Origin of the sequence: Vibrio sp. CAU 1672 (assembly GCF_029223195.1) — a bacterium.
Taxonomy (GTDB): domain Bacteria; phylum Pseudomonadota; class Gammaproteobacteria; order Enterobacterales; family Vibrionaceae; genus Vibrio.
Map to the genome: position 1 here is coordinate 1 of NZ_JARHUF010000034.1, position 14549 is coordinate 14549.

The 14549-nt window shown below is 48.7% G+C and carries 11 protein-coding genes; 4 read left to right on the plus strand and 7 right to left on the minus strand.

Features of this window, described 5'->3' with window-relative positions; genetic code table 11:
* Window positions 1-774: 774 nt before the first annotated feature.
* The 4 genes from P2G85_RS19575 to zntR form a co-directional block, all read right to left on the minus strand.
* The gene (locus P2G85_RS19575; protein ID WP_275865749.1) at window positions 775-2910 is read right to left on the minus strand and encodes a lysine decarboxylase CadA; all 2136 of its coding nucleotides are present in this window, start codon (window positions 2908-2910) and stop codon (window positions 775-777) included.
* Between the two features lie 115 nt (window positions 2911-3025).
* Window positions 3026-4369 carry a cadaverine/lysine antiporter gene (gene cadB, locus P2G85_RS19580; protein WP_275865750.1) on the minus strand — a complete coding sequence of 448 codons (1344 nt, stop codon included), beginning with the start codon at window positions 4367-4369 and terminating at the stop codon, window positions 3026-3028.
* 537 nt (window positions 4370-4906) lie between these two features.
* Complete coding sequence (cadC, locus tag P2G85_RS19585; protein WP_275865751.1) at window positions 4907-6478, minus strand: lysine decarboxylation/transport transcriptional activator CadC; 1572 nt, start codon at window positions 6476-6478, stop codon at window positions 4907-4909.
* A 257-nt stretch (window positions 6479-6735) separates the two neighbouring features.
* Window positions 6736-7134, minus strand: coding sequence for a Zn(2+)-responsive transcriptional regulator (gene zntR, locus P2G85_RS19590; RefSeq protein WP_275865752.1), 399 nt, complete (start codon window positions 7132-7134; stop codon window positions 6736-6738).
* Between the two features lie 266 nt (window positions 7135-7400).
* Here zntR and purH point away from each other — a divergent pair, with 266 nt between their 5' ends.
* Both purH and purD read left to right on the plus strand, forming a co-directional pair.
* Entirely contained in the window at window positions 7401-8993 is a 1593-nt protein-coding gene (purH, locus tag P2G85_RS19595) for a bifunctional phosphoribosylaminoimidazolecarboxamide formyltransferase/IMP cyclohydrolase (RefSeq protein ID WP_275865753.1), read from the plus strand.
* Window positions 8994-9162: 169 nt separating this feature from the next.
* The gene (gene purD / locus P2G85_RS19600) at window positions 9163-10452 is read left to right on the plus strand and encodes a phosphoribosylamine--glycine ligase (protein ID WP_275865754.1); all 1290 of its coding nucleotides are present in this window, start codon (window positions 9163-9165) and stop codon (window positions 10450-10452) included.
* 52 nt (window positions 10453-10504) lie between these two features.
* Here purD and P2G85_RS19605 read toward each other — a convergent pair whose 3' ends face one another.
* On the minus strand, window positions 10505-11203 hold the full coding sequence (locus tag P2G85_RS19605; RefSeq protein WP_275865755.1) for a DUF1481 domain-containing protein: 699 nt from the start codon (window positions 11201-11203) through the stop codon (window positions 10505-10507).
* A 39-nt stretch (window positions 11204-11242) separates the two neighbouring features.
* Entirely contained in the window at window positions 11243-11515 is a 273-nt protein-coding gene (hupA, locus tag P2G85_RS19610; protein WP_005433627.1) for a nucleoid-associated protein HU-alpha, read from the minus strand.
* Window positions 11516-11769: 254 nt separating this feature from the next.
* Between hupA and P2G85_RS19615 the strand changes: the two genes are divergently transcribed.
* Window positions 11770-12906, plus strand: coding sequence for a hemolysin family protein (locus P2G85_RS19615; RefSeq protein WP_275865756.1), 1137 nt, complete (start codon window positions 11770-11772; stop codon window positions 12904-12906).
* Between the two features lie 60 nt (window positions 12907-12966).
* On the opposite strand, the gene P2G85_RS19620 is transcribed toward P2G85_RS19615, so the two are convergent.
* On the minus strand, window positions 12967-13554 hold the full coding sequence (locus P2G85_RS19620; RefSeq protein ID WP_275865757.1) for a DUF416 family protein: 588 nt from the start codon (window positions 13552-13554) through the stop codon (window positions 12967-12969).
* A gap of 66 nt (window positions 13555-13620) precedes the next feature.
* On the opposite strand from P2G85_RS19620, the gene P2G85_RS19625 reads away from it, so the two are divergent.
* Entirely contained in the window at window positions 13621-14544 is a 924-nt protein-coding gene (locus P2G85_RS19625; RefSeq protein WP_275865758.1) for a D-2-hydroxyacid dehydrogenase, read from the plus strand.
* The last annotated feature ends 5 nt before the right edge of the window (window positions 14545-14549 follow it).

The window sequence follows — 14549 nt, forward strand, 5'->3', positions numbered from 1 at the left end:
GATAATGAATTGACTGTGCCAAGTCCGAAGACTTGATTGGTCACTCAGTTCATTGAAACCTAATTTGATACCGAAGTATCGAATTGGATTATCATCAACGAGTGCCCACACAGATTGATAGGTTCTAATTTTTAAAGAGCTTTTCTAACATTTTCAGCGACTTAGCCACTCAACGTTAGGGTGCGCATCTTACTTCACACCGTGAGAGAGTCAAGCATTTTTTTTCAAATTTCTTTTCTCTCTTTCCGACTCGCTGTGTGACTTTCGTCTCACTCCGTGTCGGTGGATGCGCAGTATAGGGAGTTGAGAAATTAGCACAAGCGTTTTTTGCAAAAAAACTCACGACCGCACAAATAACGAACACTTCGCCCGAATAACCAACGATCCTGACCATTTTTACCAGAGAAAAAGGATCTTTTGGGGATCCCCGCGCGGCCACGTTCCTCAGTTCTCCGCCGATTTTATGCCCACGATCTTCGGATTCGCTGTGAATTGATCCTGCCTTCCCTGCCTATCATTTTACTGTCAGCATAAAAAAAGAGCAGAACGATAACGAACTGCTCTTTGGTCTTGGCTTTTTACTTGGGGTACTTCAGGTGAAGTCTTGGAAAAGTGTTTCTTCTATATAGAAGAAAAGATCAGAGCATCCTTGCCCTTCTCTTTACGACAGATTAGTTAGGGGTATATCTAAATGTCGTGATTGTCCGATGACGCATCGAGCTCGTAAGAGTGGAGCATGCTTGCATTCCCAATGGCGTCATCTTCGAGAGGAACTCAGTTCTTCAATACTTTTACGGTGTAGCTGCCATCTTTTTGTTGGTACAGACCGTGGATGTCGGTTTCAAAACCAGGGTAATGGGCACCGATCTCACACAGCATCTTCAGGAAGTCCAGTACCGGGCGAGACTCTTGCGTCACCATTTCACCAGGAAGTACTAGTGGCACGCCTGGAGGGTAAGGCAGGATCATGTTCGCACTTACGCGGCCAACCATTTCGTCCAGTTTGATTTCTTCTACATTACCGCGAAGCTCTTCTTGCCATGCTGCATGTGGTGTGACTTTCATTTCTGGAAGCACATCGAATGCTTTATACATTAACTCTGGCAGATTGTATTTCTTGGTCAGGTCATGAATCGCTTGTGCCAGTTCTTGAACACGCATGCCTTCATAGAAGCCTGGGTCTTCGTTGTAAAGCGAAGGCAGGAAGCTCTTGATGGTTAGGTTCAGGTCATAGCCACGTTTGAACTCCGTCAGGCCGCGCAGCAATTGCATTGCTTTTGATTTATCAATACCGATTGAGAACAGGAACAACAAGTTGTATGGACCGGTTTTCTCTACCACGATGCCACGCTCGTCGAGGAATTTCGCCACCAGCGAAGCAGGAATGCCTGATTCTTCCAGTTCGCCGTCTTTGTTCATCCCTGGAGTCAGTAGCGTGACTTTGATTGGGTCAAGATACATGTGGTTGTCATCCATGTTCTTGAAGCCGTGCCATGCATCGCTTGGATCCAGTTTCCAACATTCAGTCGTGTCGATGTTGTCTGGTTGCCATACATCAAAGAACCAGCTGTCGCTTTCTGCTTCCAGACGTTTGATCTCTTTACGGAAGCGGATTGCACGATCGATAGCGTCTTGCATCAACTTCTTACCCGTGTTACCGCGCATCATGGCTGCTGCTGTCTCAGTAGAAGCAACAATCCCGTACTGAGGTGACGTGGATGTGTGCATCATGAAAGCTTCGTTGAAAGATTCTTTATCAAAATCCCCTTTCACGTGGATCATTGAAGCTTGTGAGAAGGCCGCCAACAGTTTATGGGTTGATTGTGTTTCGTAGAACACTTTACCTGGCATCGCTTCACCACTCATCCCACATTTACCCTGGTAAATCGGGTTGAAGTTAGTGTAAGGCACCCAAGCACTGTCGAAGTGGATATGTTTACAATCCAGCGACTCTTTGATGAATTGCGTGTTGTACAACAGGCCATCGTAAGTCGAGTTAGTGACTACCGCGTAAGAGGGTGCACAGGCCCCCGGCGTGTTCGCCACTTTCTCTGCGATCACTTCACGGCTGAATTCGCTTTGCGGAATACCACCAAGGATGCCGTAGGCGTTACGGGTTGGGCGGAAGTAAATTGGTGTGACGTCACTCATCATCATCAGGTGAGTCAGAGATTTGTGACAGTTACGGTCAATCAGTACGGTGCTGCCTGCCGGTGCGGAGTACATACCGACGATTTTGTTCGAGGTAGACGTACCGTTAGTCACAATGTATGAGCTGTCGGCATTAAACGTACGTGCGATGTATTCTTCGGCATCTTGATGTGGACCGGTATGATCCAGCAGAGAACCTAGCTCCGGCATTGAGATGGATACGTCCGCCTTAAAGGTATTTGGACCGTAAAAATCGTAGAAGATGCTGCCTGCCGGGCTTTTCTGGAATGCCGTCCCCCCCATGTGACCTGGAGTACAGAAGGTGTATTTACCTTCTTCTACGTATTTGAATAGCGCTTTAGTGAATGGAGGCATGATGGCATCTTTATAGGCCTCCGTCGCCTGGTTAATTTTGATCGCGATATCATCGGCCATACCTAATGCGTACTCGAAGAAGCTGACGTTCAGGCGTAGGTCTGTTAGTGAGATATCCAGAGTAGACTGTTCGTTCGCAAAGGCATGGACCGGCAGTTTTTCATTAACCTGGCTAATCCGTTCGCACAGCTCTAGTGAGTATTTATCCCAGTCGAACAGCACACCGCAAATGCGTGGGTTCATCTCAATCATTTTGATCAAGTCTTTGTCATCTACCGGGTAAACCACTTCGTAGCCCGCTTGCTCAAGCGCTGCGTGAAGTTGACGAACTGGCTCTTCTTTAAAGAACACACCCATGTGGTTCAAGATAGCAAAAATATTCATTTGGACATCTCCAAGGCGAATCAAGGCGCTCCCTGCCATTTTCAGGCAGTGAGTAAGAAGAGCGCCGAGTGAATTTGAGTTTTTGAGCTGGCACCGGAGTGCCAGCGAGTGAAAGCTAGTTGCTCGCTTGAGCCTGCATGTTGTCAGCATCTAACTGCATGTATTGCGCTAGACCTACTTTTTTGCTGTAGAACATCAAGATAACCAGAGAGACGATGAAGGTTGCGGTCAGCGTCGCGCCTTCTGCTCCCGCCAGGGCGATAAAACAGAACACACAAGCGATACCCGAGAACAGCATCACGAAGCTATTACGCGTGGTCATGCCTTCAAAACGGATCAGGTTAATGCTTGAGTAGAAATAAGGCAGCATGGTTAGCAACACAGCATCTGTGGTTAGCTGGTTGAACAAGTCTGAGGCATGCGCAGTTTTAGAGCTGAAGAACATCAATACCACCATCAGTGCCGTCATCTTAATCGACGCCAGGATCAGGCCTTTCTTAGGCACACCGTTTTTGTCAGTTTCACCGTAGATTTTAGGGAAGTTGCCATCGCTTGCTGCACGTTTACCCGCTTCGCCCACCAGCATCATCCAGGAACCGAGCGAAGTAAAACATGCCAGCGCAGTGAATGCCGATACGAACGGGGCGCTCCAGCTACCGAATAGTTCATTCGTTGCCAGGGCAAATGGTGCACCTGATGCTGCCACTTCTGAGGCAGGGAACATGCCACTGATCATTTGTGTCGACAGAATGTAAATTACCCCCGCGATACCGGTACCCAGCATGGTGGCCAGCGGTACGGTGCGTTTAGGGTTCTCAACCATACCGGTTGATACTGCGGCAGATTCTACACCGACAAATGACCATAGACAGATAAGCACCGCCGTTACGACGGCGTGGCTATCGGTACCCGCCGAAACATTCCAGTTTTGGCTGTATAGCGCCATATCAAAATGCGTCCAGCCCAATAACGCCGTACCTAATACCGGGATCAGGATCAGCACCAGGCCAAGGGTACATAGTCGGCTTACCCAGCTCCCACCAAGCAGGTTTACAAAAGTGAAGATCCATACCGATGCAATCGTCGCAATACCTGCGGGGATTGGATTATTAAGTACCGGGAAGAAAACAGAAAGGTAAGAAACACCGGTAATCGCGATAGCCAGGTTACCAATCCAGTTGGCGTGGTAGTAAAGCACGCCTGTTTGGAAACCAAATACCGGAGACACTTCACCAGCATAAGCGATAGGACCGCCTTCCTGTGGGTTTTTGGTTGCCAGCCGAGCGTAAACGAACGCCAGGCTCAGTGCACCGATCAAACAGATCAGCCAGCTGAAAATTGAAACCGAGCCGACAGTGGCAAGGCTAGAAGGTAACAGTGCAATACCGCTCCCCATCATGTTACCGGCAACAACCCCCGTACAGGCGATAAGGCCGATTTTTTTCGTATTCGATGACATAACATTTCCAAAGCTATTCTACTTGAGCCCACATGACTCAAACTGAATGGTGATTAGCGAGAGGCTGTGAGGTAAAGAACCACTCAACCTCGCTAAATTTCGAAGTGAAGACTACGCCCTAATACGGAAAAAAAAATAAACTTGGGGTTATCAATAAAACTATTAGTTCTCCGATATCAAGTTGAGATAAACCTGATACAAGCAAAAGCACAAAGTCTTTATATACAAAAACTTACAAAAAACCTAAAACGCCTGGCCGGAAAAAACTAAAAACATCAACCTGCCACGATCTTTATCAACCTCTTGCAACTCCACAGCAGAACACACCCAGTTAACCAAATAATGATGGTGACAATTATGAAATGGCAGAAAAACAAATCGCCGCCCTCCCTTATTGACTCGCCCGCCATGCTCATGGTTACTGAAGAAAATGCAAAGCCACCGCATAGCCGGAGAAAATCATCCCTGAAATGAACCGGCCACAGACATAAAAAAAGCCCCTCACCGAGGTGAAGGGCTGTTTCGAAATGATACGGTTTACAACAGTCGAACCACAGCAGGATGAACTGCGCGGTACATGGCGTAGTCAATCGCCTTGATGTTACTGAGGAAAACTAAATTCTCACACAGCAGATACGTTTCCACCGACGTATCAATATAAAAAGCTTCATTGTAAGACTCACTGGCCAAATCCAGATCACCATCAAGTTCAGCATGCTTACCGCGAATAACGTAAGACAACACGGAATCACGCATTTGCAGGGCCAGGGTCAAATACTGCTTGGCGCTGCCCACATCACCTGTGATGGTTTTTTGCAACGCCAGCGCTTCATAAATCCGTGGCTGGATCGGCCCCTCAATCATCTTGACAATAACCGCTAACTGCTCGCTTAACTGCTTGATCTTACCCTTGCGCAGCTCGGCTTGAGGATTAAGTGCTTTTTGCACATGGTAAGCGATCAGCAGTTCAGACTGAACATAAGCATTGTTGGGTTCGATTTCTAGAATCTCTTCCATTAAATCAACCCCATGCTGGAACTGGTCAGCATCGGAGACATTTAAATAGTGGTTGGCCTGGACAAACAGGGCCAACGCCTCTGGATTCACCGGCATACCAGCCAGCTGCATCTGGGATTTGAGTTTCACATCAGGCACTCGGAGTGCCTGCATCAGATCCATCGAGGCCTGCTGCATAACGGTTTTCAAGTGGTTGATAGTCAGCGCATATTGGCGACTGAACAGCACTTTTTCTGAGGAGTTATTACGGTATTCCACTTCAAGATAACCGCCACTGTCATGTTCCCGTACCCGCACGACCACAGATTTACCAGGAACAATTCCGGTAGTGAATGACGCTTTCTGCAGCATCACCCGGTAGTCACTGACCTGAGCCACATCCGCCATTAACTTCTGCGCGAAACCATCGGCAAGATCATAACTCAACTCCCCCTCGCTAAAGTCGTCCTGAACCTTAAACTCAATCAAATGAGTATCAATGGCCTGGGTAATACGCACTTCAGATTGCTGATAAGTGAAGATACCTATTGCGCCAATCAATATGCTGATCCAGATAAAGTTCATCAAACCGATACGCCATGGACTGATGTTGCGCTTACTTTTCGGCGATATTTTATCTTGAGACATTTCACACACCGCCCGTGTTAACGGCCCGGCAGGAAAAGCCACCGCAGAGGCGGCTGGAATGTCTTCCACTTCTTCTGGGACTTCCCCAGCTGGCTGAAAGGCATCAGGCTCAACATATTGATTAGTGAGAAACTCCTGATGCGTCACCGGCGTGACACTCGCCACCAGCTTATAACCACGTTTAGGAACCGTGATGACATAACTGATGTTCTCTTCACGTCCATCGCGCAGTAACTTACGTAATTCAAAAATCGACTGTGTTACCACCTGGTCGGTCACAATTGCCCCAGCCCAAACGTGCTGGATCAGTGTTTCACGATTGAATACCTCATTAGGATGCAATGCCAGAAAATGCAATAAATTAACTAAGCGTGGCTCAACGGTAACTTCCCTGTCTTGTCGATACAACTTATTTTCATCAACGCTCAAAACCCAGTCATTGATTTGAAAATAGACTCCAGACATGTATGAAAACTCTCGTATCTAAAAAACGGTGTCGCTCTCGGAATCAGTGGAAATACACATATTTACCGTCGACAAAAGGCGAGATTATAGGAGGGAAAACGGCTTGAACCTAGGAAAGCAAGCCGCCAAAAATGCAAACTTAAATTAAGTGGCACAATCGATAGCCAGGAGAGCGCTGGATGCAGAGCTGTGCCACTGGCATCTGTTCGAGGAAACAACCTCACTGAACCTGGCATCTAACGATTACTTAGGTAAAACTATTCCAGCGCCGCCAAAATGGAGCAGTGGCTGGCATCATCGTTCACGTGCCCACAACACGCATCATTGATTTTTTTAAGCGCCGTACGAATTCGGCTCAGTTCGGCAATTTTCTGGTCTATTAAGGCTAACTTGGCCGAAGTGATAGCCTTCACCTCGGCACAGCTATGCTCAGTCGCTTCAAGCTTAATGTCCAGTAACTCCTTAATTTCATCCAGGCTCAAGCCGAGCTCTTTCGCTTTTAAGATGAAGTGAACCTGTTTCTGATTCTCTTCGTTATACAGCCGATACCCGGATTCACTGCGCCCTGCGGGTTTGAGCAGCTGGTTTTTTTCATAAAAACGCAGGGTGTCAGCGGTCACACCACAGCGCTTTGCCAGTTCTCCGATCTGAAACATAACTTCCCTTATTAACTATCTCGTTACTTTTAAAGCCAAAAGTCGAGTTTCCTGCAATTATTTTTGCGATGCCAAACGATTGCGCGAGCTTTTTTGTGATAAATTAGTTAGAATACGCGCCATCAAATAGTGGAGACTGTTTTCTAACCAGAAGACTCCGACAAAGGTCTTTACCAAAACTGGCCAATATTTTACCCCAAGAGGTAAAAACAAGTTCATTTTTGGCAAACATCTTTTAACTCCGTGAATTTGAGGAAAATGGAAGCATGAACAACGCTCGCCCTATTCGCCGCGCGCTAATCAGCGTATCAGACAAAACAGGTATTGTTGAGTTTGCCCAAGCGCTTGCTGATCGTGGTGTCGATATCCTATCGACTGGTGGTACCGCTCGCCTGCTGGCAGAGCAAGGCATCGCCGTGACTGAGGTCTCTGACTACACTGGTTTCCCAGAAATGATGGACGGCCGCGTTAAAACGCTTCACCCGAAAGTTCACGGCGGTGTACTTGGTCGTCGCGGTCAGGATGATGATGTGATGGCAACGCACGGTATCAACCCAATCGACATGGTCGTGGTGAACCTATACCCATTCGCAGAAACCGTAGCGAAAGAAGGTTGTACCCTGGCTGATGCGGTTGAAAACATCGATATCGGTGGTCCAACAATGGTTCGTTCTGCCGCAAAAAACCACAAAGACGTGACTATTGTGGTTAACGCTGGTGATTATAACCGCGTCATCGCAGAGATGGATGCCAACGACAAATCGCTTACTCTGGAAACTCGCTTCGACCTGGCTATCGCAGCCTTTGAGCACACCGCAGCTTACGATGGCATGATTGCCAACTACTTCGGCACTATGGTTCCATCTTATGGAGAGAACAAAGAAGGTGACGAAGAGAGTAAATTCCCTCGCACATTCAACCAACAGTTCGAGAAAAAACAAGACATGCGCTACGGCGAAAACAGCCACCAGGCTGCCGCTTTCTACGTAGAAGCAAACCCAGAAGAAGCATCGGTTTCTACTGCTCGCCAAATCCAGGGTAAAGCCCTTTCTTACAACAACATCGCCGACACCGACGCAGCACTTGAGTGTGTGAAAGAGTTCGACGAGCCTGCCTGTGTGATCGTGAAACACGCTAACCCATGTGGCGTAGCACTGGGTAAAGACATCCTGGAAGCGTACAACCGCGCTTACCAGACCGACCCAACATCAGCATTCGGCGGCATCATTGCCTTCAACCAAGAGCTAGATGCTGAGACCGCACAAGCGATCGTTGAGCGTCAGTTCGTGGAAGTGATCATCGCACCATCTGTATCGGCACAAGCGATTGAAGTCGTTGCAGCGAAGAAAAACGTTCGTCTGCTTGAGTGTGGCGAATGGTCAGCCAAAACCACCGGCTTCGACGTGAAGCGCGTTAACGGCGGCCTGTTGGTGCAAGACCGTGATCAAGGCATGGTAAGCCTGGATGACCTTAAAGTGGTTTCTAAGCGTCAGCCAACCGAAGAAGAACTGAAAGACGCGCTATTCTGCTGGAAAGTCGCGAAATACGTGAAATCCAATGCCATTGTTTACGCCAAAGGTGACATGACTATCGGTGTGGGCGCCGGCCAGATGAGCCGTGTTTACTCAGCAAAAATCGCGGGTATCAAAGCGGCAGACGAAGGTCTGCAAGTTGCAGGCAGCGTAATGGCATCTGACGCGTTCTTCCCATTCCGTGATGGCATTGATGCCGCCGCAGAAGCAGGCATCAAATGTGTGATTCAACCAGGCGGCTCGATGCGTGATGACGAAGTTATCGCTGCAGCAGACGAGCACGGTATGGCGATGATCTTTACGGGTATGCGTCACTTCCGCCACTAATCCTCTGGGCATCATTGGGGCGCTAACTGCATTGACTACGCTCATAGCGATAAGCTCGCTTATCGCCTTGTTAGCGCTCCCAATGAGTTAAAGAGGACTCGAGTAGTTGCGTTAGATAAATACCAACTACTTGGAGTAAACGATATTTTGAAATTAAGGAATTTTGAATATGCGAGTTTTAATCATTGGTGCCGGCGGTCGTGAGCACGCGTTAGCATGGAAAGCCGCGCAAAACCCAAATGTAGATACCATCTTCGTTGCACCGGGCAATGCAGGTACTGCGCTAGAACCAAAACTAGAGAACGTAGACATTGGCGTAGAAGACATTGCTGGCTTAGTTGCTTTCGCAAAAGAGAAAGCCATCGAACTGACCATTGTCGGCCCGGAAGCACCGCTGGTTATTGGTGTGGTTGATGCGTTCCGTGAAGCGGGTTTGCCAATCTTTGGTCCAACTCAGGCGGCAGCGCAGCTTGAAGGCTCAAAAGCGTTTACTAAAGACTTCCTGGCTCGTCACCAAATCCCTACCGGGGCTTACGCTAACTTCACTGAAATCGAACCCGCTCTTGCTTACGTGCGTGAGCAAGGTGCACCAATCGTTGTTAAAGCCGACGGTCTGGCCGCAGGTAAAGGCGTGATTGTGGCGATGACCCTCGAAGAAGCCGAAGCCGCGATCAACGACATGCTGGCTGGCAATGCCTTTGGTGAGGCAGGCAGCCGCGTGGTGATCGAAGAGTTCCTGGACGGCGAAGAAGCCAGCTTCATCGTAATGGTCGATGGTGAGAACGTACTACCAATGGCCACCAGCCAGGATCACAAGCGTGTAGGCGACCAGGATACCGGGCCTAACACCGGCGGTATGGGTGCTTACTCTCCAGCTCCAGTGGTTACGCCAGAAATCCACAACCGCATCATGGAAGAAGTGATTTACCCAACCGTACGTGGTATGGCTCAAGAAGGTAACCCCTACACAGGTTTCCTCTACGCGGGCCTGATGATCGACAAAGACGGCACACCGAAAGTAATCGAATACAACTGCCGCTTCGGTGATCCGGAAACCCAGCCGATCATGATGCGCATGGAATCAGATCTTGTTGAGCTGTGCCTGGCGGCTATCGACGAGAAACTGGATCAGGTGGAGTCGAAATGGGATCCACGTGCGTCTATCGGTGTCGTCCTGGCAGCTGGCAGCTACCCGGCGGCGTACAGCAAAGGCGACGTGATTTCAGGTCTGCCTCAGGTTGAAGTCGAAGGCGAGAAAGTCTTCCATGCTGGCACTGACAATAAAGACGGCGACATCGTGACCAACGGCGGTCGTGTACTTTGTGCTACGGCCCTGGGCAACAGCGTATCAGAAGCTCAGCAACGCGCATACGAACTAGTGAGAAAGATCAGTTGGGATGGCATGTTCCATCGCAACGATATTGGCTACCGCGCGATTGAGCGAGAACAGCAAAAATAATAACAACTTCAGTTGGCAATAATCACAAAGGCGCGTTAAGCGCCTTTGTTTATCATTCCGCAATCAAGCTCGGTCGTGCAATACAGTCAAAGCCATCATCATTGAGCATCAGTAACTCATCCACGATAACTGTATTACGTGTGGCCTTACCGACAAAAGCGATGTAATTATCGACCGATGCCAGTCGCTCGACCCCCAACTGAGGTAAGGGCTGACTGAATTCCAGCGTGGAAAACTCTCGGCCATCGCAAGTTTCAAATGACTGCCCATTCCAATAACCTTGGATCAAGCGCTGCCCGCGCTGAGATCGCTGTCTGATGGCAGATACCACATCACTCGCTTGCCCTTTATAACGCTCTAGCTGATCACTCTGCAAAGGCAGCACTTTATGATTGACGCGGTATCGCTGGTAGACGGCATCGCCATCTTTGTTAAAGCGGATATGGACTTCAAAAGGCGCAAGACCTTGCTTGGCATCAAGTTGTTCACCCTTTCGAACCAGCTCTCTTAGCTGACCATCATCCCAGCGATAATCACTTTGATACCAGCCGTAATCGCCAGCACTGACATGATCGGCCGCCGTACTAATGCGGGTTAAGCGCTCAGTCATCCAGTACAGACTGGTCGCATCTCCCGACCGTTGCCCACCAGAGAAATGGTTAAACTGCTCGAGGTTTGGCGATTCAACCGAAGAACAACCAAAAAGAGTGAGAGTAGAAAAGATGAGAGAAGTGAGTAGAGGTTTTTTCATCAAGTTGCACCGAGGCAGGATACCTCGGTGCATTTTAACTTAGTTTACTGATTCTTTCAGCGCTTTACCTGCTACAAATGCAGGAACGTTAGCAGCTGCGATTTGAATCTCATCACCAGTCTTAGGGTTACGACCAGTGCGAGCTGCACGGTGGTTTACTTTGAACGTACCAAAACCAATTAGTTGAACTTGGTCACCCTCTTTAAGTGCACCAGTTACACCCTCAAGAGTTGCTTCAAGAGCAGCTTTAGCTTGCGCTTTAGATAGATCTGCTTTCTCTGCGATAAAGTCGATTAATTGGGTCTTGTTCATTAGGTTTCCCTTCTCATATGTTATCGAATTCGTCTCACTCTAAAGCATAAATGCCCCATCTGGCAAAGGTTTGTGAGCGATCTTTCGATTTTATGCCGCACTTTTAGCCATAATATGAGCATCAACTCACAAATTGTTACCACTAAAGCCGTGGAAGCTCTTGCTTTACGGGGTCTGCGGACCAATTTATATAGTACTTCTGCGGTAAAAATAGGCCGTGAAGCACCTATGTTTGTTTTCATTTAAGGGCATCTATGCTGCTTTTATCTTTTTATATCTCTGTCGCTATCGGTATTTCATTCATTTGTTCGGTACTGGAGGCGGTGCTGCTCAGTATCAGCCCGAGTTATATTGCTCAGTTGAAACAGCAGCAGCACCCTGCTGCTGAGCGACTCTCGGCGCTTAAGGAAGATATCGATCGTCCGTTAGCCTCAATTTTAACCCTAAACACCATCGCGCATACGATTGGCGCCGCAACGGCCGGTGCACAAGCCGCTGCGGTCTTCGGTAGTGAAGCGCTGGGGATCTTCTCGGCAGTACTCACACTCGCAATTCTGGTGCTGTCTGAAATTGTGCCAAAAACCATAGGCGCAACGTACTGGCGTCAACTGGCTCCCGCCACCGCGATGTCATTACGCTGGATGGTTTGGGCACTGACGCCCTTCGTGTGGTTTTCCGAGCAAATTACTAAACGCCTGGCTCGTAATCATGAGCCGCCGAAAATGCGTGATGAACTCTCCGCGATGGCGCTGCTGGCCCAAGAAAGCGGCGAATTTGCCGAAGGTGAGTCCAAAATTCTGAGCAACCTGCTGGGCATTAAAGACGTCCCGGCAACTCAGGTCATGACACCTCGCCCGGTGGTGTTTCGCGTAGATGCGACCATGACTATCGACGAATTTCTGGTGGTGCATAATGAAACACCTTTTTCTCGTCCTCTGATCTACAGCGAACAGAAAGACAATATCATTGGTTTTGTTCACCGCCTGGAGCTATTCAAACTGCAACAATCGGGTTGTGGGCACAAACAGCTCGGTGCGGTGATGCGCCCAATCCAAGTGGTGCTGAACAATACTGCATTACCAAAAGTATTCGACCAAATGATGAGCCACCGTCTGCAATTAGCACTGGTGGTGGACGAGTACGGCACAGTACAGGGTCTGGTGACACTGGAGGATATCTTCGAGCACCTGTTGGGCGAAGAGATCATTGATGAAGCAGACAAAAGCACCGACATGCAGCAGCTGGCGTATCAGCGTTGGCAAACCTGGAAAGAACAACACGGTGTAATCGAGAGCCGTGATGACGATGAGCAAGCACCTCTGAAGGCCACAGACAAATTGCCAAGTACTGCAGAAGCAAAAACCTGTCAAGCCAATGCCACAAGCGCATAAACTGCCAGATAGATACTAAAAAGGCTCCTACTGGGAGCCTTTTTCATATCCGATTAACGGTTAAAGCGCGACACCGATGTTGCTTACGGCTTCTTCTCGCAGCTCTTCACGTAAATCCTTAATCAAGCAGATATCACGTTCACCAGCCTCACGCAACGGACGGAAAATCGCCCACTGCACATCCCACTCTTCACACACTGCCTGATTATCTTTTTGATTATCATTGGTGATTGGTTCACTGCCTTGCGCCTGCTCCAGATCCACCACGGTCTTTACCGACTGCTGGCTCACTTTAAGCATGGAATCAAAAAGGTAATCGCGATCCAACAGACCATGCAACAAGGTTGCCAGTGCCTGACAGGCATCCATCGCTGGATACACCGCATAAAAGTCGTACTCCTCAGCACTGGGGAACAGTTCTTCGAGCTTTTCCAGCTGACGCTCAAAATTTACTTTTGCGTTCTTGACTGTCAGAATTTCCCATACACTATCAAGAATCGCTCGGTAAGCCCGTGGCTCAGCAAATTCTGTGTTGTCACAAAACATCGCATAGTTTGGATACATGCGTTCACACAGACACGCCATGAAGGTAATTTGTTGCCAAGGTTCTAGTTTTTCCAAACGAACCTGAAGAGGATTCTTAAGCATAGTCACTCAGTCATTGAAGAAAAATACAGCGAAAGTGTACTTGATTCATCACAGGGAAAAAAGTTAATGGCGCAACCAAATCAGATTTTCCTGCTCTCGGAGCACCGTGACACCTATGAAACATTACTGGCAGAGAAAAACCTGCCTGATCTTCGCATTACGGATAAACCGCAAGATGCCCAGATCGTACTGGCGGATCCGCCACTACTATCCTCAAGATTAGACGAGTTTACGCAGCTTGAGTGGGTTCAGTCCACTTTTGCCGGGGTGAACGCCTTAATGGCGCCTTCCCTGCGTCAGGATTATAGCCTGACAAATGTACGCGGCATTTTTGGTCCATTGATTGCCGAGTACGTGATCGGCTACTGCATTTCTCACTTCCGCCACTTTGGGCAATACCACCAGCAACAGCAAAACCGGCAGTGGCAACCGCACCTCTACACATCCTTACAGAGTAAAACAATGGTGATCCTGGGTACTGGCAGCATCGGGAGTTGCCTGGCGAAAGCAGCGCAAGCACTGGGGATCAGAACCATTGGCGTAAACCGTACGGGCATTCCGACTCCCGGAGGCGAGTTTGCCCAGACTTTCCATATCAATGAGTTGGCCAACGCACTGCATCAGGCCGACATCGTGGTCAACACCCTGCCCAGCACACCAGAAACATGCCGCATACTTAATAGTGAAGCCCTGAGCCACCTTAGTCAGGCACTGTTATTTAATGTCGGCCGTGGTGATGTATTAGATAATGCCAGCCTGCTGCTCGCTCTCAAAAACCACTGGGTCGAACATGCCTTTTTGGATGTGTTTGAGCAAGAGCCACTCCCGGAGCAGCACCCTTTCTGGACCTTACCGCAAATCACCGTGACACCACATATCGCGGCGTTAAGTTTTCCACAACTCGTCGTGGACATCTTTGCTGAAAACTATCTGCGCTGGCGGGATGGGTTCTCGCTGCACAATCAAATCGATTTCGACAAAGGGTATTAAGCTCT